General features: G+C 56.2%; 18 protein-coding genes. 15 read left to right on the plus strand and 3 right to left on the minus strand.

The genetic code is table 11. The annotated features are described in order from the left end of the window. Positions 1-67: 67 nt before the first annotated feature. Positions 68-838 (minus strand): TrmB family transcriptional regulator, encoded by a 771-nt coding sequence (locus CJ255_RS05735; RefSeq protein ID WP_097643136.1) that lies wholly within the window; start codon positions 836-838, stop codon positions 68-70. A gap of 171 nt (positions 839-1,009) precedes the next feature. Between CJ255_RS05735 and CJ255_RS05740 the strand changes: the two genes are divergently transcribed. The 14 genes from CJ255_RS05740 to CJ255_RS05810 all read left to right on the plus strand — a co-directional run bounded on the left by CJ255_RS05740 (position 1,010) and on the right by CJ255_RS05810 (position 16,601). Beyond that, entirely contained in the window at positions 1,010-1,366 is a 357-nt protein-coding gene (locus CJ255_RS05740; protein WP_097643137.1) for an NADH-quinone oxidoreductase subunit A, read from the plus strand. A gap of 51 nt (positions 1,367-1,417) precedes the next feature. Further along, a complete protein-coding gene (locus CJ255_RS05745; protein WP_097643138.1) occupies positions 1,418-2,218 on the plus strand; it encodes an NADH-quinone oxidoreductase subunit B in 801 nt (266 codons plus the stop codon). Continuing rightward, positions 2,205-2,720 (plus strand): NADH-quinone oxidoreductase subunit C, encoded by a 516-nt coding sequence (locus tag CJ255_RS05750; RefSeq protein WP_097643139.1) that lies wholly within the window; start codon positions 2,205-2,207, stop codon positions 2,718-2,720. Before CJ255_RS05745 ends, CJ255_RS05750 begins: the two co-directional genes overlap by 14 nt. Before the next feature lie 58 nt (positions 2,721-2,778). After that, a complete protein-coding gene (locus CJ255_RS05755) occupies positions 2,779-3,888 on the plus strand; it encodes an NADH-quinone oxidoreductase subunit D (protein WP_097643140.1) in 1,110 nt (369 codons plus the stop codon). A gap of 306 nt (positions 3,889-4,194) precedes the next feature. After that, positions 4,195-5,424, plus strand: a complete 1,230-nt coding sequence (locus tag CJ255_RS05765) for a 4Fe-4S dicluster domain-containing protein (protein ID WP_097643186.1) — start codon at positions 4,195-4,197, stop codon at positions 5,422-5,424. A 123-nt stretch (positions 5,425-5,547) separates the two neighbouring features. After that, positions 5,548-6,873 carry an NADH-quinone oxidoreductase subunit NuoH gene (gene nuoH, locus CJ255_RS05770; protein ID WP_245863213.1) on the plus strand — a complete coding sequence of 442 codons (1,326 nt, stop codon included), beginning with the start codon at positions 5,548-5,550 and terminating at the stop codon, positions 6,871-6,873. 7 nt (positions 6,874-6,880) lie between these two features. Then, positions 6,881-7,498 carry an NADH-quinone oxidoreductase subunit J family protein gene (locus CJ255_RS05775; protein ID WP_097643142.1) on the plus strand — a complete coding sequence of 206 codons (618 nt, stop codon included), beginning with the start codon at positions 6,881-6,883 and terminating at the stop codon, positions 7,496-7,498. A gap of 271 nt (positions 7,499-7,769) precedes the next feature. Further along, entirely contained in the window at positions 7,770-8,087 is a 318-nt protein-coding gene (gene nuoK / locus CJ255_RS05780) for an NADH-quinone oxidoreductase subunit NuoK (protein ID WP_097643143.1), read from the plus strand. Positions 8,088-8,204: 117 nt separating this feature from the next. After that, on the plus strand, positions 8,205-10,445 hold the full coding sequence (gene nuoL / locus CJ255_RS05785; RefSeq protein WP_097643144.1) for an NADH-quinone oxidoreductase subunit L: 2,241 nt from the start codon (positions 8,205-8,207) through the stop codon (positions 10,443-10,445). A gap of 224 nt (positions 10,446-10,669) precedes the next feature. After that, complete coding sequence (locus CJ255_RS05790; protein ID WP_097643145.1) at positions 10,670-12,337, plus strand: complex I subunit 4 family protein; 1,668 nt, start codon at positions 10,670-10,672, stop codon at positions 12,335-12,337. Between the two features lie 376 nt (positions 12,338-12,713). Continuing rightward, positions 12,714-14,225 (plus strand): complex I subunit 4 family protein, encoded by a 1,512-nt coding sequence (locus tag CJ255_RS05795; RefSeq protein WP_097643146.1) that lies wholly within the window; start codon positions 12,714-12,716, stop codon positions 14,223-14,225. A gap of 17 nt (positions 14,226-14,242) precedes the next feature. Then, positions 14,243-14,494: a hypothetical protein gene (locus tag CJ255_RS05800; RefSeq protein ID WP_097643147.1), complete on the plus strand. Its 252-nt coding sequence runs from the start codon at positions 14,243-14,245 to the stop codon at positions 14,492-14,494. Further along, positions 14,491-14,922 carry a type II toxin-antitoxin system VapC family toxin gene (locus tag CJ255_RS05805; RefSeq protein ID WP_097643148.1) on the plus strand — a complete coding sequence of 144 codons (432 nt, stop codon included), beginning with the start codon at positions 14,491-14,493 and terminating at the stop codon, positions 14,920-14,922. The genes CJ255_RS05800 and CJ255_RS05805 overlap by 4 nt, the downstream gene beginning before the upstream one ends. Positions 14,923-14,966: 44 nt before the next feature. After that, positions 14,967-16,601, plus strand: coding sequence for an NADH-quinone oxidoreductase subunit N (locus tag CJ255_RS05810; RefSeq protein WP_097643187.1), 1,635 nt, complete (start codon positions 14,967-14,969; stop codon positions 16,599-16,601). A gap of 106 nt (positions 16,602-16,707) precedes the next feature. Here CJ255_RS05810 and CJ255_RS05815 read toward each other — a convergent pair whose 3' ends face one another. Both CJ255_RS05815 and CJ255_RS24365 read right to left on the minus strand, forming a co-directional pair. Next, positions 16,708-17,577: an NgoMIV family type II restriction endonuclease gene (locus CJ255_RS05815; protein ID WP_097643149.1), complete on the minus strand. Its 870-nt coding sequence runs from the start codon at positions 17,575-17,577 to the stop codon at positions 16,708-16,710. Next, positions 17,574-18,530: a DNA cytosine methyltransferase gene (locus tag CJ255_RS24365; protein WP_097643150.1), complete on the minus strand. Its 957-nt coding sequence runs from the start codon at positions 18,528-18,530 to the stop codon at positions 17,574-17,576. Before CJ255_RS24365 ends, CJ255_RS05815 begins: the two co-directional genes overlap by 4 nt. A gap of 181 nt (positions 18,531-18,711) precedes the next feature. On the opposite strand from CJ255_RS24365, the gene CJ255_RS05825 reads away from it, so the two are divergent. Further along, positions 18,712-21,237: a WD40 repeat domain-containing protein gene (locus CJ255_RS05825; protein ID WP_097643151.1), complete on the plus strand. Its 2,526-nt coding sequence runs from the start codon at positions 18,712-18,714 to the stop codon at positions 21,235-21,237. Positions 21,238-21,289 lie beyond the last annotated feature (52 nt).

The following is a 21,289-nucleotide window of genomic DNA, read 5'->3' on the forward strand; positions in this document are numbered from 1 at the left end:
CGAAGCCCTCCCCGAACCCCTCCCACGATCCTTGAGGTTCCAGAAACATTATCTGAAAGACTATAGCCTAACGCAGCACTTGGCGATCCTCAGGCGAGAGTTGCGCCAGCATCTCTGGCTCTAGGCGGGCAAAGATGCGCTGGGCAAACAACTCCATCCAAATGAATTGGCGGGCAATGAGTACCATGTTGGGGTTGGTGGTCACGGTTGCTGACGTGACCGTATGGCCACTTGCGATCAGGAACTCGCTCTCATCGGCAACTACAATGAGCGTCTCTTGCATGCGGTGCAGTTCCGTTTCGCGCTTGGGATGGCGTACCACTTGACCAAGCTCAAAAGCGGTGTCACCCGTGAGAATTACGCCCAGCGCCACGCCGCGCTCGTGGGCGCTCTCAAGCCGTTGCCGCAGCGCCACAATATCGGCATCGGCAAAGACCAGCATGAGCTCGCGTTGAGCGGCATCAATCAGGTCGCCAGCGTAGGCCAAGGCTTCCCTGCGGCCACTAAAGTTCCAGAGCCGTCCCGTCTTCTCATGGTGATACAGCGGCAACAGATCGCTACGCAACGCCGCTACCCGCTCACGCGCCTCACGCTCGTAGCGGTCGAGCAAGAGCACCGGCGAAACAGGACGATAGAGGGTCGCCTTCTCTTCCTCAGATTTGAGCGCCGCACCACGCGCCTCCAAACGCCCCAACGCCTCGTACACCATCGAGCGCGGTACACCTGAATGTTTGCTAATCTGATAGCCGGTAGCCGGATTTTCACTCAGCAGCGTTAAATAGACTTTCGCCTCATATTCGGTCATTCCAAGAGCTGCGAGTTGATCAAGTATTTTCATGGTAATAAACAGTCTGTATCTCAGTAGTTCATACTAGAACTACTAGGGTACTATACTCCTATCAGGGGATTTCGTCAAGCGAAGGGGCTGAGCATACGCATCAAGCATGCCAAAATTGTGCTATACTGCCGATTGTCCAAACTGCAAGAGATCATAGCCACGAGGAGCGCAATGCTTGCGAACTACGCCTTTATTGGCATCTTCTTTGTTGCAGCCGTGAGCTTTCCGCTTGCACCGCTGGTACTCGCCTTCCTGCTGCGCCCAAAACGCCCCACGCCGATCAAGCAGTCTACCTATGAGTGTGGCCTAGAGGCTATGGGCGATATGCGCATGCAGTTTAAGGTGCAGTACTACCTCTATGCGCTTGCGTTTGTGATCTTTGATATTGAGGTGGTCTTACTCTACCCCTGGGCTGTGGCGTTTAACCAGTTGGGGCTCTATGGCTTTACCGCCGCCACGGTCTTTCTGCTCATGCTGTTTGCTGGCCTCGTCTACGAGTGGCGCAAGGGCGCCCTTGAGTGGGTGTAGCGGGCCGGAACTCGGCTTTGCGTCGAGCCCGCCCCTGGAAATTGATCTCCCATGCCTGATGAGCAAGAGATCCAGCTTGATCTAGAACGACAGGGTGTTTTCCTGTCTACGCTCAATCGCTTCTACAACTGGGGGCGGCGCTCTTCGATCTGGCCGATGGCGTTTGGTTTGGCCTGCTGCGCGATTGAGATGATGGCCTTTGGCCTGAGTCGCTATGATGTTGCCCGCTTTGGGGCTGAACTTTTCCGCGCTTCGCCGCGCCAAGCCGATCTGATGATTGTGGCTGGTACGGTCACGAAGAAGATGGCCCCCCAGGTGGTGCGTCTCTATAACCAGATGGCCGAGCCGCGCTATGTCATTTCGATGGGGGCTTGTGCTACCTCCGGTGGCCCGTTCCGCGATGGCTACAATGTGCTGCGCGGGATTGACCTGCTCATCCCGGTGGATGTCTATGTCCCCGGGTGCCCCCCCCGCCCCGAAGCGTTGCTCCATGCCCTGATGACGCTCCAAGACCAGATTGATCGCCAGAAGCTTGGGCGCGTGCGTTGGTATGGTGCGGGCGATAAGCCCCAAACCAGCGATTTCCCGGTGCCCACCTTTGGCGCGAAGGGGCTTGAGGTTGATGGGGCGCTGATCGATCCGGTGGGTGGCCTGCCCCTCCTGAGTCCCTATAGTGCCCCCGAGTTTGGTGAGATCAAGACGGGCCAGATTGAGCATCCTGAGATTGTGCGCCACTTCCCGATTATGGACGCTACGGTGGAGTTGGAGCATGCCCTCAAGGCGCGTGGCATCGCCCCCGAAATTGCCGCCAATGATCTGAAGCGCGATGAGGTGGGTGATGACAAGGCTTGATGCCGCAGCATTGCGTGAACGGATGCAGAATGATCTGCCGGATGCGCTCGTTGAGCCCGCTCCGCTCAAGGTCAAAGCGGCCCACGGGGCCAAAACAACTGGTTTTGTGACCGATGATACCCTCATCGCCCCTGAACACCTTATTGCTGCTGCCCTCTATCTGCGCGATACACTTGGCTATGCCTATCTCTCCGATATTGCGGTTGTAGACTATATCGCTGATGATCTCTTTGAGTTGGGCTACCGCTTCTACCATGTGGAAGGCGGCCCTGCCCTCGTGCTTAAAATCCGGGTTCCCCGTGATACCCCTGAAGTTCCGGCCTTGACCCCGGTCTGGCCTGGGGCTAATTTCCACGAACGTGAAGCCTTTGACCTCTATGGGATTATCTTTACCGATCACCCCTTCTTGCGCCGCATCTATCTTTGGGATGAGTTTGAGGGTTTTCCGATGCGTAAAGATTTTCCTAAACAGGGTGATAAGTATATTGGTGAGGATGAGTAAGTGAGCATGAGAGAACCCGGTTCTCTCATATCCTCTCAGTTAGCCACAGCGAAGCAGTATGCTAAAGACCGAAGAGCTCCAGATCAATATCGGCCCGCAACACCCGTCCACCCACGGCGTGTTTCGTATGCTTGTCACCGTTGACGGTGAGACGATTATCGATCTCAAGCCGGTCTTCGGCTACTTGCACCGCAACCACGAACAGATTGCCGAGCAGAATACCTACCTGCAGAATATGCCCTATACCGACCGCCTTGATTATTTTAATTCGATGGCCAATAATCAAGCCTATGCGATGGCGGTCGAGAAGTTGGTGGGCATTGAGGTTCCCGAACGCGCTGAGTATATCCGCGTGCTGATGGTTGAGTTGACCCGCATTCTCAATCATGCCGGGGCCTTGGGTTTTCTGATCAATGATATGGGGATGTGGCAGACCCAGTTGGCCTTTGGGATGCGCGAGCGCGAGAAGATTCTTGATCTCTTTGAGTCGGCCTCTGGTGCGCGCTTGATGTGCAACTATTTCCGCTTCGGCGGGGTGGCCCGCGATCTGCCGCCCGATTTTATGCCGCGCCTCAAGGATCTGCTCCGTGCGATGCCCGCCTTCGTAGACGAAATGGAGCGCTTGCTGCGCGATAATGAGATTCTGATGCAGCGCGCCGAGGGCATCGGCATCCTGCCCCCCGATCTCGCCCTCGCCTACAGCGTCACCGGCCCGGTACTGCGTGGCTCTGGGATCGCCTACGATGTGCGTAAGGCTGAACCCTATAGCATCTACGACCGCTTTGATTTTGATGTGCCGATTGGGACGGTGGGCGATGTCTATGATCGCTTCTTGGTGCGCGTTGAGGAGATGCGCCAGAGTAAGCGGATCATCGAACAGGTTCTCGAACAGTTGCCCGATGCCCAGGGCGGCCACATCAACCCCAAAGCGCGCCAGAATGTGCGCCCCCCCGTGGGTGATGTCTATGCCCGCATTGAATCGCCCAAGGGCGAATTGGGCTTCTATCTGGTCAGTGACGGTAGCACAAAACCCTATCGCTACAAAATCCGCGCCCCCTCCTTCATCAACCTTACCCCCCTGGGCGATATGTGCCGTGGCTATAAGGTCGCTGATGTGGTCGTGATTTTGGGGAGTATTGATATTGTGATGGGTGAGGTTGATCGGTAGCGGAGGAGAACAGAGGAACGGAAGAACGGAAGAACAGGAGAACAGGAGAACAGAAGAACAGGAAAACAGAAAAAATCCTATAGTTTGGTGTCTGTTCGTTTGTTCATTTGTTCGTTTGTTCATTTGTTCGTTTGTTCATTTGTTCGTTTGTTCATTTGTTCGTTTGTTCATTTGTTCGTTTGTTCATTTGTTCATTTGTTCATTTGTTCATTTGTTCATTTGTTCATTTGTTCATTTGTTCGTTTGTTCGTTTGTTCATTTGTTCGTTTGTTCATCTGTTCTTTCTTGCTAGAAATACACAGAATCATGGCCATCCAGATAGATCGTGGAAACATCGTTGCAGTTACCCGTGGTGCCCGTAAGCAGCGCCTCCTGCCTGGGGGTGCAATGCTCGACGGCTTGGCCGTCATCTGGACGCATTGGCGCGAGTCGTTTCGCAAAAACCGTGATTTTAGCGATATTCATGGCACTTTCACCGAGGAATATCCCGATCAGCAACCCAAACTTCCCGAAGCCTATCGCAATATGCCCATTCTGCTCTACGATGATGAGAGCGGTCACGAGTTGTGTACATCGTGCTTCCAGTGTCAGCGCATCTGTCCGCCTCAGGTTATTCACATGACCCAGGCGAAGGATCCTACAACGGGGAAGCCGGTACCAGCAGTGGCTGAGTTTATCATCGAGTATGATGCGTGCATGAGTTGTGGCTTTTGCGCCGAGGTTTGCCCCTTCGATGCTATTAAGATGGATCACAACTTTGAGCTTTCAACCGCTGATCATCCCGGGTTAACGACGCATAAACAAGCTCTGTTGCGCCCGATTAGCTACTACCAGCAGCTTGCGCCCAGCTTCTGGGCCGCAGCCGAGGCCGGCGCGATGAAGAAGCTTGAGGGGAGCGTGAAGCGCCGCCCCGATGTGATCGGTCTGGCCCCGCAGCTCACCGAGAAGATCGAAGCGCGGCGGCGTGAATTGGCCGCGCAGGCGGCTGCCGCGCCCCCGCCTGCCGCAGCGCCCGCAGCCGCCCCCGGCGAAGCACGTAAGCTCAGCCCCGAAGAGAAGGCGGCCAAATTGGCGGCGATCAAGGCCAAAAACGCCGCCGCCAAAGGCCAAACCGCGCCGCCTGAAGCTGCCCCGCCTGCTACAGAAGGCATGTCGCCCGCCGAGGCCAAAGCGGCCAAATTGGCCGCCATCCGCGCCAAGAATGCGGCGGCCAAAGGCGAAACCCCGCCCCCCCCTGAGTCCGCTCCGCCCGCCGATGATAAAGCGGCTAAACTTGCTGCCATTCGCGCCAAAAATGCAGCAAAAAAAGCGGCTGAAGATGCTGCGCCCACTGCCGAAGCCGAGACCGCGCCCCCTGCCGATGATAAAGCGGCTAAACTTGCTGCCATTCGCGCCAAAAATGCGGCGAAGAAGGCGGCTGAAGGCGCTGCGCCCGCTGCCGAAGCCGAGACCGCACCACCTGCCGACGATAAAGCTGCTCGCCTCGCCGCGATTCGCGCTAAGAATGCAGCGAAGAAGGCGTCTGAAGACGAATAGTATTGTTGGAATGCCTTGGATGGCCCTTATCCACCGGCTTTCATGGGCGGACAGGAATTATGTTTATTACCGCATCCTATTTCCTAATATCCTAATTTTCTATTTCCTAACTCTATGTACGATATGCTCTACAACCTGATCAACGTGGTCTTTGGCTTCAACTGGCCGACATGGTTGATCAGTCTCATCGGTCATGCGGCGGTGGCTGCGATCCTCTTTGCGGTTGCGCCTTTCCAGATGCTCTTTTTGACCTACTATGAGCGGCGGGCGATTGCGCGCATGCAGGATCGCGTTGGGCCTAATCGCGTCGGCCCCGAGGGTATCTTTCAGCCGATAGCCGATGGGGTCAAGATGTTTACCAAAGAGGATATTGTGCCGAAGGCGGCTGACCGCTGGGTACACCTGATTGCCCCTTGTGTGGTGGTGGCACCAACGATGTTTATGTTTGCGGTGGTGCCCTGGGGGCCGGGCATGGTGCCGGTTGACCTCAATGTGGGGCTGCTCTTCTTCTTTGCTATCTCTTCGATCAGTGCGGTTGGCCTCATGATGGCCGGCTGGGCCTCCAATAATAAGTTTGCCCTGCTTGGCGCAATGCGTTCTGTGGCCCAGATGGTGAGCTATGAGATTCCGGCGATCTTGAGCCTGCTCGCGATTGTGATGATTACCGGCACGCTCTCGATTGTGAGTATCATTGATGCCCAGGCGGGCCTCTTTATCAATAGCGTTGATCTGCCCGGTGTGCCCGATTGGGGCTTGGGTTGGTTCATCTTTACGCCGGTGGGTTTTTTGGCCTTCTTCTGCTTCTTTATCGCTGCGCTGGCTGAGGGTGAACGCACGCCCTTTGATATTCCCGAAGCCGACTCCGAGATTGTCGCTGGCTATATGACCGAGTATAGTGGCATGAAGTTTGGCCTCTTCTACCTGGCTCAGTATGTGCTCAACTTCTTGCTCTGTGGCATGACCGCGATTATCTTCTTTGGGGGCTGGCAGGGGCCGGGGGTCAATTGGCTCTATAGCCAAGCCATTTCGCCCGCTAACCCTGAAGGCATGTGGCTCTTCAATGTGCTGGCCGGCGTGCTGGGGGTCTTCTACTTCCTCGCCAAGACCTACTTCTTCTTCTTTGTGATGATCTGGATTCGTGGCGCCTATCCGCGTCTGCGTGTTGACCAACTGATGGACTTTGGTTGGAAGTTTCTCATTCCGCTCACGCTGGTCAATATGCTCAGTGCGGCGATCTGGGTGGGGCTGACCCGCTGGGGCGCGGCGGAGGGCTTGGCCTTCATTGAGGGCTGGTCGGCAGGCGTGCGCTGGGGTGTGGCCTTTGCGCTGACCCTGATCATCAATCTGGCAACCTATATTATGATGGCGCGTATCTACGCAGCCTCGCAGGCTGCGCGGAGTAGACTCGAATTGGAGGAGTTACGCGATCTGGCCGCCATGTCGCGGTGATGAGCCTATGAATATCCTGATCCAGGTCATTTTTGGTCTTCTTTCGGCCCTCATTGTCGGTGCGGCGATGATGGCGGTGACAGTACGCAATATTATTCACGCGGCCCTCTGGCTGATCGCATGCTTCTTTGGCGTTGGGGCGCTCTACCTGCTGCTTGAGGCGGAATTTATCGCTGTGGTGCAGGTGCTGATCTATGTGGGTGCGGTTTCGATCCTGATCCTTTTTGCGATCATGCTCACCCGTCAGATTGAGGGTGCGCGCCATTTGGTGACAGGGTGGCGCCTCTGGGTCACGATTGCGATCTGTGTGGCGCTCTTTGCTACGGTGTTGGTGCCGACGCTGCTCAGTCATAACTGGAATGTGCCCCCGCCGGTGATCGCTGAAGGGAGTGACCTGCCTGCCGAACCACTGGCTGGTGCCGCTGAGTTGGGCCGCGATTTTGTCTTTGTCTATCTGCTCCACTTCCAAGTGACTGGTGTGCTGCTCACGATGGCCCTGATTGGCGCTATTGTGATTGCTTTTGAAGAACGCGCCCGCCGCCGCCGCGTCTTAACCTTGGCGGAGGAGCATGCGTTGCGGGAGCAGAAGAAGAACAGAGGAACAGAAGAGCAGGAGAACAGATGAAAACCCATAGACGTTCCCCTGTTCCTCTGTTCCTCAGAAGAACAGAGGAACAGAAGAGCAGGAGAACAGATGAAAACCCATAGACGTTCCCCTGTTCCTCAGAAGAACAGAGGAACAGAAGAGCAGGAGAACAGATGAAAACCCATAGACGTTCCCCTGTTCCTTCGTTCCTCCGTTCCTCTGTTCTGCTGTTCTTCCGTTCCCCTGTTCCTTCGTTCCTCCGTTCCCCTGTTCCCCTGTTCCTCCGTTCCTCTGTTCTCAGGGTAAACCCATGACCCAAGCCATTCCCCTTGAAGCTGTTCTGGTTGTCGCTGCCACCCTCTTCTGCATTGGCCTGTTTGGTGCCCTGGCCCGCCGCAGTATGGTTGGGGTGCTGATTGGCGTTGAGTTGATGCTCAATGCGGTCAATATCAATCTGGTGGCCTTCTGGCGCTATTTGGAGCCGGGGTTTACCGGGGGGCTGACCTTTGTGATCTTTATCATTACGGTGGCTGCTGCTGAGGCGGCGGTCGGTTTGGCTTTGATTATTGCGGTCTATCGCACATGGTTGACCTCGAATGTGGATAATGTTGATTCGATGAAGGGGTGAGGCGATGAGGCGAAGCAGCGATGAGGCGAAGCAGCGGTAATCCCGCATCCTCGCATCCCGCATCCCGCATCCTCGCATCCCGCATCCCGCATCCTAACATCCCTGCTGGAGTACCCAATGGCCTTTTTCCTCCAATACGCATGGCTTATCCCCGTTCTGCCGCTCTTGGGGTGCGCCTTGATTACCTTTACGCCGCTGCGCCAGAGTAAGGCGGCGAGCGGCTGGACGGCAATTGTGCTGATGGGGGTGGCGGCGCTGCTGGCGGTTGGCTTGCTCGCGGCGAGTGCCCAGGGCCATACGCTCTACCAAGGGCAGGTGGGGCAGCTTGAGGTGGCTTCGCCCGCCGATGGGAACGCTGAGGCATACGCGCAGCCCTTCCAGTTCCCAGAACCCAATCTGGTGCAGCGGTTTGCCTGGGCACCAATGGGCGACAGCGTCTTCAGCATGGGTTTCTATGTGGATACGCCGGTAGCAGCGTTGCTGGCCATGGTGACGATCACCTCCTTCTGTATCCACCTCTTTAGCCTGGGTTATATGGCGGCCAATCCGCGCCAGAGCCGCTTCTTTAGCTTTATTTCGCTCTTTACGGCGGCGATGCTGCTGATGAGCATGGCCGATAATCTGCTGCTCTTCTTTATGGCTTGGGAGGTGATGGGCCTCTGCTCCTATCTGTTGATTGGCTTCCTCTATGAGCGGCCCCAAGCCTATCGGGCGGCGGTGAAGGCGTTTATTACTACGCGCATCGGTGATGTGCTGCTGCTCCTTGGTCTCGTCTATCTCTATACCCAGGCGGGCAGCCTTGCCTTTGGCAATGGCCCCGGTGAAATCTTTGATCCTGAGTTACTCCAGCGCCTTGGGAGCGAGACGGGCTTTTTGGGTCTGAGCCACGCGACGGTGATTGCGCTGCTGATCTTTGCGGGTACCGTCGGCAAGAGCGCCCAGTTTCCGCTGCACGTCTGGTTGCCCGATGCGATGGAGGGGCCAACCCCCGTTTCGGCATTGATCCACGCGGCAACCATGGTCTCGGCGGGGGTCTTCCTCGTTGCCCGTACCTTCCCCATCTTCACTGCTGATGATGGTACGGCCCTGCTCGTTGTCTCGATCATCGGTGCCTTCACCGCGCTCTTTGCGGCGACGATTGCCGTGGCGCAGTACGATATTAAGCGCATCCTCGCCTACTCGACCCTCTCGCAACTAGGCTTTATGGTGGCGGTCTTGGGCATCGGCGGCTGGGTGGCCGGTATGTTCCACCTGCTGACCCACGCCTTCTTTAAGGCACTCCTCTTCCTCGGTTCCGGTTCGATCATCCACGCGATGGAGGCGACCCCGAAGATTGCCGCGTTGCACCATAAGGATGAGTATGCCGCCCAGCAGACGGCGCAGGATATTCGTAATATGGGGGGACTACGCACGCGCCTGCCTTGGACCTTCTGGACCTATACGATGGGCTTTTTGGCGCTGGCTGGGGTGGTGCCCTTCGCTGGTTTCTGGAGTAAGGACGAGATTCTGGCCGATGCCTTCAAAGGTGGCCATTGGGTGGTCTTTACGGTGCTGGCGCTGGCCGCTTTCCTCACCGCTTTCTACATGACACGCCAGTGGTATCTGGTCTTCTTTGGTGCATATCGCGGCGATACGCCGGTGGTCTACCAGAATCCTGAGCGTGCGGCGCACAGCCATCACGCCCACGGCCACGCTGACCATGGCCACGAGCATGATGATCACGGCCATGGCCATATGAACACCGGCGCACACTGGCACGAAGATCCGCGCATGATTGCGCCACTGGTGATCTTGGCCAGCTTTGCCGTAACAGCGGGTATGTTCAATCTGCCCTTTGGGGGGCCAATCGGCCATTGGTTGAGTGATATTTGGGGGCAGAAGGCGGTAGCCTTTAGCTTCCTAGTTGCGGGCATTTCGCTGCTGATCGCCTTTGGCGGCATCGCAGCGGGCTGGGCGCTCTACAGCAAGGCTTTTAGCCGCGCCGATGAACGCGATCCGCTCGATCTGCGTGCCCCGGCGCTCTTTAAGCTGCTGCACGAGAAGTATCGCATTGATGAACTCTACCAGGCGACGGTCATCCGCACCACGGCGCTGCTCGCGCTGGCATGGGCTTGGCTTGATCGCAACGTAGTTGATCGCATCGTGAATGGGGTTGGCTCTGTCACCATGGGCGTCGGCAAGGTCAATTTCATTGTAGACGATACACTCTTCAATGATGGCCCCGATGCGGTAGCCGACGGAACCGTAGCCACTGGTAAGCGTACCCGCCGCATTCAGACGGGCAAAGCCCAAGACTATTTGGTCTATGTTTTTGGTGGGGCGTTGGTGTTGGCGTTGCTCTGGTTGTATGTGCTTTGAGGGATGCGGGGAACTTTTGGGTGAGGTACAGAGATGTTCACCACAGAGGCACCGAGGACACAGAGGTTTTGAGGTCGGGAGGTGTCTACACGGTGATTGCTTTACCATAACATCTCTCTCTGTGTTCTCTGTGTCTCTGTGGTGAAAAAACCTCTGTATCTCTTCAAAAACTCTCTACCTGAGAGCCAGGATGCAAGATTACCGCCTTATCATGGAACTAGCTCATGGATCTTCCCAACTACCTGATGGCCGCACCGGATGGCATCCCTTGGCTGACACTGCTCTTGTTGTCGCCGTTGGTGGGGGTGCTGTTGGTGGGCTTGGCGGCTCTGCTGCGCCTCGATGATCGCGTTGTGCGCTTGGGCGTGACGGCATGGATGGGGGTGCCGCTCGCGCTGGCTGCGCTTGTCTGGGCGCGCTTCGATCCCAGCCTGACCGCAGCAGGTCAGGGGGTGGTGCAGTTGGTCGAGAAGTTCCCTTGGATCAATGCGATTCGGGTGGATTATTTTCTCGGTGTGGATGGCTTGAGCTTGCCGCTGGTGCTGCTGACGGTGGTGATGGCCCCCGTAGCGGCGTTGGCCTCGTGGGATATACGCGAGCGCGTTAAGGTTCACTATGCGCTCTTGCTGATGCTGCAAACGGCGATGCTCGGTTTCTTTTTGGCGCTCGATTTCTTCTTCTTCTTTATCTTCTGGGAATTTAGCCTTGTTCCGGCCTATTTCCTGATCCAAAGTTGGGGGCGCGAGAACCGGCACTATGCCGCATTTAAGTTCTTTGTCTATACGATGGCTGGTTCGGTGGGGCTGCTGCTGCTCTTCCAGGTGATCTATTTGGCGATGCGCCAGGTGGGTGTGCCGACCTTTGACCTGATTGATCTGGGCCGGGTGGGGCGTGGCCTGCCGGTTGAAGGGGTCACGGGCAACCTGCGCGAGATTCTCTTTGGCTATATGGAGCATTTGGGGGTGACCAACGTGTTGGGGCGCTACCCGTTGCTCTATACGAGCATCGCGTTCTGGGCGATCTTCATTGCCTTCGCGGTGAAACTGGCGGTCTGGCCGTTCCATACGTGGCTGCCCGATGCCTATTGCGAAGCGCCGATTGCGGGCAGTATTCTGCTTAGTGCGGTGATGAGCAAAATGGGTGCCTATGGCATGTTGCGCCTGATGCTGCCCTTGGTGCCCGATGCGAGCCAGTATTTCGCGCCGGTGATGGGTGGCCTTGCGCTGGTGGGGATTGTGGCCGGGGCGTTTGGGGCGTTGGCCAATATTGGCGGCGACATCAAACGGCTGATTGCCTATACCTCGATCAACCACATGGGCTATGTGATGCTGGCAATTGCGGCAGCGGCAGCGTTGCCCGGCGGGGCTACGCAGGATAGCCGCGCCATTGCGCTCAATGGCGCGATGATGCAACTGGTGGCCCACGGGCTTAGCACTGGGGCGCTCTTCTACCTGGCGGGGGCGCTCTATGCACGCACGGGTAGCTGGAGCCTGAGCGACTTCGGTGGGTTGCGCGTGGTCGCCCCAACGTTCGCTGGGGTAATGGGCGCGGCCATGTTTGCTAACCTGGGCTTGCCAGGGCTGGCCGGGTTCGTCGGCGAGTTCTTCATCTTCCGGGGGGCGTGGGCCACCCTGCCGCTCTTTACCGCCCTGGCGACGATTGGCCTCGTGGTGACCGCCCTCGCACTGCTGTTGATGTTCCAGCGCCTCTTCCTGGGGCCGCTGAACGAAGAGTGGCGCACCATGCCCGATCTCCGCCCACTGGAATTGGGCACCATGCTGCCCATTCTGGCACTCCTGCTGATCCTGGGGGTCTACCCGGCCCCGCTTATGGGCATGGCGAACGCGGCGGCGACGGAGTTGGTGGCGGTGTTTCAGCATATTTTGACGTAACTATGAAGAACAGAGGAACAGGGGAACAGGGGAACAGAGGAACAGGTTGTCTCCTGGGGTAGGATAGGTTTTTTGATGCAAGGGATGGTTTCAGAAACGGCCTTTCAGCTTTACCGTTGGAGTGCCGACTTTAGTCGGCATCCAATGGCGACCTACTTTACCGTTGGAGTGCCGACTTTAGTCGGCATCCAATGGCGACCTACGACTTCAGCCGACTAAAGTCGGCACTCCGTCGGAGATCAAACGGTAAAGTGTGCTGAAACCCTACGCAAACTCAGCCGACTAAAGTCGGCACTCCGTCGGAGATCAAACGGTAAAGTGTGCTGAAACTCTACGCAAAGGCGCAAAGGCGCAATGTTTCTAACATAGGAAGCTCATGGGTCTTTTCAATCTTTCGCCCGACATTCCTTGGTTGAGCCTGATCTGGCTGAGCATGGTTGTGCCAGCGGTGATCATTGCGCTGATTCCGGCGAAGCAGCAGGAGGCGATGCGCTGGGTTGGTGCAAGCTTTTCGCTGATTTCGTTGATCCTGTCGCTGCTGGTGTTCCTGGCGTATGATCCGGTACAAGCGGGCTTCCAGTTTGTTGAGCGACTGGATTGGATGCCGCAGTTGGGGATTAGCTACCTGCTCGGGGTGGATGGCATTAGTCTGCCGATGCTGGTGCTCAATGGGGTGGTGATCTTCACCGGCGCGTTGATGAGTTGGAATATTGAGCGGCGCACCAAAGAGTATTGGGTGCTGCTGCTGCTGCTCACCACAGGGGTCTATGGCGTCTTTGTGGCGCTCGATCTCTTCCTCTTCTTTGTCTTCTACGAACTGGCCGTACTGCCGATGTACCTGCTGATCGGGATTTGGGGCAGTACGCGCAAAGAGTATGGCGCGATGAAACTGACGCTCTTCCTGATGGCGGGGAGTGCCTTGGTGATCATTGCGATGCTGGCGCTCTACTTTGGCTCGGGGCTACGTACCTTCGATATGCTTGTGCTGGCCGAACATGTGACCCTAGCGGGCCATCTGCAACGCATCTTCTTCCCGATGCTCTTCATCGGCTTTGCGATCCTAGCCGGTATGTTCCCCTTCCACACCTGGAGCCCCACTGGCCACGTGGCCGCGCCCACAGCGGTGAGTATGTTGCACGCCGGGGTGCTGATGAAACTGGGGGCCTACGGCTGTCTGCGGGCGGCCATGTGGCTCATGCCGACGGGCGCTGAGGCTTGGCTGCCCTTCTTTGCGGTCCTCACGCTGCTCAACGTGCTCTATGGCGCAACAATTGCCATGGTGCAACGGGATGCAAAGTATATCATTGGCTACTCCTCGGTAAGCCACATGGGCCTCGTGATGATGGCGCTTGCGGCGGGCACCCAAATTGCCCTGACCGGCGCAGTGCTGCAAATGTTTGCCCACGGCATCATGACCGCCCTCTTCTTTGCCGTCGTGGGGCGCATGGTCTACGAGCGCACCCACACGCGTCAATTGCCTGAACTGGGCGGCTTGCTCAAAGTGATGCCCTTTGCGGCCTGGATGTTCATTCTGGGCGGGCTCTCCTCAATGGGCATGCCGGGGCTGGCCGGATTCTGGGCCGAATTCACCATCTTCATCGGCGTCTGGGAAAAATACCCGCTGATTGCCATCCTCGCCGCTATCTCAATTCCAATCACAGGTGCATACATCCTGCGGGCCGTCTGGGCCGTCTTTGATGGCGAAGTAAAAAACCCAGAGTTCCACCGCCTGCCCAAACTAACCTGGCAGGAATATAGTGGCGCAATCATCCTTGCGGTAATCCTGGTAGCCGTAGGCATCTACCCCGCGATCCTGACCGAAGTGATTGATACGGGTGTCCGCCCAGTGGTGACGCAGTTGACGGGGGTTGTGGTGGCAGAACGGTAGGAGGCGGGAGGCATGTGATGAGTACGCTAGAACACGAGATCATTGAGAAATTCCATCAACTGGACATAGACGCCCAAAAGCGGGTGCGAAGGCTGATTGTGCAGGAGTTGGATGTGATAGAAGCATCTGATACCAGTGCGTTTGATTACGATGCGTGGTTCCGCGACATGGGAGCGTTGCGAGAAGAACTACAAACAAGCGGAGTGGTGTTTGGTGCTGTGGATGCAATTGGTGTGCTGCGTGATCTGCGTGATGGTGAAGACGAATGATCATCGTCATTGATGCAAACATCTTGATTGCATTTGGGCTATCGGATGAACCGCTTCACATGCAAGCAAAACAGGTGCTATCTGCATGGGCATCAACAGGAGCCAATCTCACAGCGCCGCGCTTGTTTCGTTCGGAAATCACAGCAGTTGCACGAAAAGCAGTCTACCAACAACGACTGACACATGAACATGGACGGAGAATGCTCGCACGCCTATTAGCGTATCCCGTGGCATTGTATGAAGATAGCGCATTATTAGAATCAGCATATGATTTGGCTGAAACATTCAATCGTCCTCGTGCATATGACACCCAATACATAGCATTGGCGCAGCGCCTATCCTGTGAGTTTTGGACAGCCGACGAACGACTATTCAATGCTGTGAAAAATCGGGTCATTGACATTCGCTGGCTGGGAAATGTCACATAGTTGTCGTTACAATTGTAGTACTACCCCTAACAAAGAGGTTCATGGTGTTCCAAATTACCGACATCCCGCGCATTTTGCCAGAAATCTTGCTGCTCTTCCTGGCCTTTATGGTGCTGGGATCCGACATCTTTGAGAAATGGGGGCGTAGTCCGGCTGCCCGGCTGGAGCGGGCGCGCTCGTCGGCTTCGCTGACGACGATTGGTCTGGGCTTGATCTTTGTGATTGCGCTGGTGCAGAGTGGGTATGTGCCGGGTACGGCGGTCGCGGCGACGGCTGAGTCGTCCAATCCGTTGCTGAACTATCTGATCAATATTGTGCGTAATTTGCAGGCGGGTGGCCCGGGCGGAGCGCCGATTATTGGGGTTTTTGCGACCGACCACCTGACCATGGTGGCGCGTCTGATGCTGATTGGGGCGGCGTTTCTGACCAGTATGCTCTGTCTGGACTATCTGCCGCAGGCCAATCCGGCTGAATTCTATGCGATGATCATCTTTGCGACCCTGGGCATGTGTCTGATGGCCGGGGCAAATGAGTTGATCATAGCCTATCTGGCGGTGGAATTGACCAGTATTCCGCTCTATGTGCTGGCGGGCTACTACCGCAACGACACCCGCTCGGCTGAAGCGGGGATGAAATATTTCCTCTTTGGGGCAATCTCGTCGGGGATTCTGCTCTATGGCATGAGTTTGGCTTATGGCTTTGCGGCGAGTGCGGCGGGGGGCATGGGCGGCAACGACCTGACCCAGTTCCAGCGGATTGCAGAGTTGGCGCGGATCAACCCGGAGGCGGGCACGGGCCTCTTGATGCTGGCGATGATCTTCATCGTGGTTGGAATGGGCTACAAGGTGGGGGTAGTCCCCTTCCACGGCTGGTCGCCCGATGTCTACCAAGGGGCACCGACGCCAGTGACAGCCTTCATCTCCACCGCCTCAAAGGCAGCGGGCTTCATCCTGCTCTTCCGCTTGCTCACGGTCGCCTTCCCCGGCTTGACGGGCAGCGCAACGCTCGGCAGCGAACTGGGCGGATGGACGGCGCTCTTGGCGCTCTTGGCGCTCCTCACGCTGATCATTGGCAACCTTGCGGCGCTACCACAGACCAACGCCAAACGGCTGTTGGCATGGTCGAGCATCGCGCATGCAGGCTTCCTCTTGTTGGGCCTCATCGCCTGGGCCTCGCCGCATGGCTTCGACCGCGACCAGGGGACTGTAGCGCTACTCTACTATCTCGTCGTCTACAGCTTGACCAACGTGGGCGCATTTGGCGCATTGGCGGCGGTGATGCTGACCGTGGGCGGCGAAGAGATCGCCGACCTAAACGGCCTCGCGCAGCGCAACCTGCTCTTGGCGACCCTACTAACGCTCTGTGTGCTTTCGTTGGCCGGCATTCCACCCTTGGCCGGCTTCTTCGCCAAATTCTACATCTTCATGGTAGGCTGGCAAGCGGGCGCAGAGTGGCTCGTGGTCGTCGCAGTCATTACCACAGTCATCAGCCTCTACTACTACCTACGGCTCTTAAAAGCCATGTTCATCGAAGCCCCGATCAGCAATGAACCCTTGCGCGCCCCCCCAGCGATCACAGCCAGCGTAAGCCTAGCGGTAGCCGGACTGATCATCTTGGGCATCTTCCCGAACTTAGTGCTAGGAGTGATCAGCCGGGTGCAGGTAGTGGCGGGGCTGTGAGTCATACCATTTCAGATTGTAGATTGTAGATTGCCGATTGCCGAACATAGCACCTCAATGAGAACACTTCAAGCGTAATTGGTATAATACCATTAGTGGACGATGCTCAAATCACCAAATCCAGCGGTAGATCAGCAATATCACGCAGACGTTTGCCATCAATCATGGTGTTGAGCAACTCCTCAGCATCGCTATAACCTAACGCTTTCACGGTAGTGAGCAACTCAGGCAAGGCGAAATGGTAGACACAATCTATATCGCCAGTGCCTAAAGCAATAGATGCAATACGACTAGGCGTAGGCTCACCGATGACTACAGCAACATGAGGCAGACGACCTTTACGGTTACGCACAAGATTCAAGCCTTCAGAGCGAGCATTTTGTGCCCGATCACTACGTAATGTCCACTTGCACAAGATACTGGCATGCAGGATCGGCAGCACATTATTGGTCGCACGTAGGCTACTTAAGCGTGCGCTATCGTCACCCACCAGTGACTCATGAGCATTGATGGTCGTATCGAGCTCAGGATGGCGAATAACAACTACATCGGGCTTAATAATATAGTCACTACCTAACGCGGCTGCAAGTTGTGGATTGGCTTTCGAGGCTGCATCAAGCGCCTCTAGGTGTGCATACTGATCAAACTTAGCGATGGCTAATCGACCTGAACCCAATCCTTTGCTGATAGTCCAACTACCAGGGCGCAAATGATACAAGTGGGGGAAAACCTCTTCGAGGTAGCCTTTACAGATAGTTTCAAACTGACTTCCCGCCATTTGTCCTGCTAGGCGAGCCCCAGTGCTTTGAGCACCCAAAATTTCTATGATGCCTTGTGCAATTGCCACGCTCACACGACTATCTTTGTCAGCATTGGTGGGAATGCCAGCGCTATCGGTGCGTAGCACGGTTGCAAGCAGTGCCGCATGAAAACTACGCCGCGATTCAGCAAAAAATGTAGAGGAGGAGTTGTTCATCCTACCCTCTTGATCGCATATATCCGCCGTGCATGCAGTGCTTCGCGGATCTGGATGGCGACGGCACGGGCAACTGGGGGCGGAAAGGCATTGCCTACTTGACGATAGGCTGATGTTTTGCGCCCCGTGAACTGCCAGTTGTCAGGAAAGCCTTGCAAGCGTGCAACCATCCGTACGGTAAGGCGCGGCATACCAACAAAATCCGCATTTGGAGCCTCATCGGCAATACCAAGGCCGTCTACGCCTAAAGCGGCCCATGCCTTTCTGGCACGGGTTGGCCCAAGATCGGGGCCACCATGCTTCTTAGACCCACCAACAATGGTTGGTGCAATGTTACAAGCTTGCTCCCGCCAGCGTTCTGCAGCAAGCCATCCGCGTGCAGCCATGAGGTCATATAAGGCTGCACCAACAGTTGGTGCCATACCTTGCCCTTTAGGCCAAGTGAAGTGATCATAGATATGATGCTGGAGAGCCACAAATACAACGCGTGGACGTAGTTGGGGGACGCCAAAATCGCAAGCATGAAAGACACGCCAGCCCATCTCATAACCAAGTTTGCGTAGCTCGCTTATGATCTGCTGACGATAATCGGCAAAAATGGGATCCAGGATGCCGCGTACATTCTCAATCATCAGCGCACGCGGTCGTATCTCATCAACGAGACGCAACGCTGCGGGGAAGAGATTGCGCTCATCTTGACTACCCAACTGCTTGCCCGCTTTTGAAAAGGGTGGACAGGGTAACCCACCGGCTAATAGATCGACACCAGCATAGGGTTTGCCGTTAAACGTTGTGACATCACCCTCTACAATGCGCCACAGTGGACGATTGAGGCGCAGGGTGGCACAACAAGCCGCATCAAGTTCAACTGCTACTTCCTGTTGAAAGCAGGCTTGCTCTAAACCAAGGGCCTGTCCACCACCACCAGCACAGATTTCGATTGCAGAGAGCATAGGGCTTGTTGTATTCTTCCATTTGTTCCACATTAGTCTTGCAAGTATCGTAACACAACAGGGTTGCTTGCGCTACCTGCGCGTTAATGATGCTATAATCAAGCCAATCTTCCCGAATACGCATCAGCATAGCACAACTCAATACCATCGGTGGCAGCCTTGTATGCTGTAAGGAGTACCCATGCCTGATCTTCCGGATTTGGAGCTTGGTATCCACCGTTGGGATGTGGGAAGTTATGCGGTTGAATTGCGACGGAGCCACCTACACAGCGAAACCGAAAGCCACGTCAGCGGTCGCATGACTTTTGCCGCATCGCAACTGCTCGCCCAGACGTTGGATCATGCTGCCTATGGCCGCAGCCTTGGAGCTTACCTCTTCCAAGATCGTAAGCTCTACCAGCAGTTTATTCAGGCAAGGAGTGATGCTTATGCACAAGACTTGCCGTTGCGTGTACGCCTGCTGATTGGCCCCAGTGCGCCGGAGTTGCACAGTCTGCGTTGGGAGTTGCTCTGCGACCCGGACGATATTGCCACCCAAGCCCTTGCTAACGCCAATAGCGTACCTGACCTGGCGGCACTGCTGAGTGTGGAAGCCTATCGGCGTGGCGATGAGAAACCAGACATACGCAGCATCGTGCGGAGTAGCCTCTATGGTGTGTTGAGTGCGAACAACAACCTGCGTACCTTCCTGGGCGTGGAAGGGACGAACGTGACCAGCCTTGCCTTTCATAAAGATGGTAATATTCTCGTTGCTGGCGACAATCAGGGCGTCCTCTATTTCTGGGATGTGGTTAGCGGAGAACTCATCCGTGAACCTGTACGGAGCAACGATTGCCACTGTGATATCAACAGCATCGCCATCAGCCCTAATGGCAACACGGTCGCGGTGGGCAGTAGTAATCGCAACGTGGTACTCTTCAACCTCCACACCGACGAACAGCTTGCCCCTGTCGCCACCATCAGCCACCATGTGAGAAGCGTAGCCTTTCATCCCCAAGATAACGATCAGGTAGCCTTTGCGGGCAATGATGGCAATGTCTACCTCTGGCGCATTGATCATCGGAGTGGTGATCCAATTGCGCTCACTGGGCATGAAGGTAGTGTCCGCAGGGTGGCCTTTAGCCCTGATGATGGTAGCATACTCGCTTCAAGTAGCAACGATGGCAGTGTGCGGCTCTGGAATAGTGAGACGGGGGCCGCCATTGGTGAACCGCTGCGTACTTTCACTACCGACGGGGTGACGAATACTACAAGTGTCACCACACTTGCCTTTAGTTCCAATGGGAGAACATTGGTCAGCAGCCAGGATCGTGACATCTACCTCTGGGATCTCACCGCAGAGCCGGTTGCGCTCAAAGGATCGCCGTTAATCGGCCATACCGGCTGGATCAACGACCTGATCTTTGTACCCGGCGATAACAACAACGACGATAACAACCACCTCATCTCGGTCAGCGGTGATCTCAGCATGCTCATCTGGGATCTCAATGAGCGTCGTCCGCTCTTCACCTACAGCGCCCACGTCGCCCCCATCAATGCAGTGGCAATCAGCGCAGATCGCACGTTAATCGCTACGGGTGGTGCCGACAGCCAGATTGTTCTCTGGAGCTATGATCGCCCGGCGTGGTTGGGGCAGCGTACCTTTGAGGGTAGGGTCGGCTATCGGGGTCTCGCGTTGGCGTTGCCCGATGAGAATACACCGCTCGCCCTCATTAGCCGCGAGTATAGCGATGACAGCAGCGTAGACTACTCAATTCGGCGTGCTGATCAACCCAGGCCAGCAGATGCGGACATCCGCGCCACGCCACCGCTCACCAATACACGTAGTGTTGCGCTGAGTCCGGACGGCCAATTGATCGCGGTGGGCTTTCGTGATGGCCGGGTGCAACTCTGGAATGCTGAGGGTGAGGAGATCGAACCTCCGCTCCAACTTGCAGCGACGGAGGGAAGCGATCCTAATGTCTGGACACTGGCCTTTAGCTCCGATAGCCGCCGTCTCGCGTGGGGCAACAATGATGGCCGGATCGTTGTTTGGGATCTGGATCAGCCTAGCCAACCGGCGCTTGAGCTACCCTATGGCAGAGGCGACGATGAGACACCCATAGGCCACACTGCCCGCATCACCGCCCTCGCCTTCAGTCCCGATGGCAGCATCCTGGTTTCGGGTAGTTCGGATAACCAGGTCTTCCTGTGGAATCTCACCGATGCATCGCTGCTCAGTAATCCACTTGATGAGGGCAACGAAGAGATCTCCAGCCTCGCTTTCAGCCCGCAGGGCGATCTCTTGGCTGCTGGCGGCGTACAGAGTGTCTTTCTGATTGATGTTAACAAAGGCGAGCGGATCGCGGCACCGCTAGTTGGTCATCGCGCTTTGATTGTCAGCCTAGCCTTCAACTCCAACGGCAGCATGCTCGCTTCGGGTTCGCGTGATCAGACGATTGTCCTCTGGGATGTCGCGGCCCGGCGGCGCTTTGGCTATCCACTACGTACATCGAGCGGTAGTAGCTGGATTCGTGCGCTTGCCTTTCGCAACGACGAGGAACTCTTTGTTATCCAGAGCTTTGGTTTCTGGACGCTTGACCTGCGCCCGGAGATGTGGATGGAGGCGGCATGCAGACTGGCCAACCGTGAACTCACGGCGGCGGAGTGGCGTGAGTATTTTGGTGATGAGCCACAACGTCCGACATGTAGCATCAGTGACGAGTGATGCGTGACGAGTGAGAAGGAGGATATGCCCCACTCTGTGCCCTCGGTGCCGC

It is taken from the genome of Candidatus Viridilinea mediisalina, from assembly GCF_002532535.1.
In the GTDB taxonomy this organism is placed as follows: domain Bacteria; phylum Chloroflexota; class Chloroflexia; order Chloroflexales; family Chloroflexaceae; genus Viridilinea; species Viridilinea mediisalina.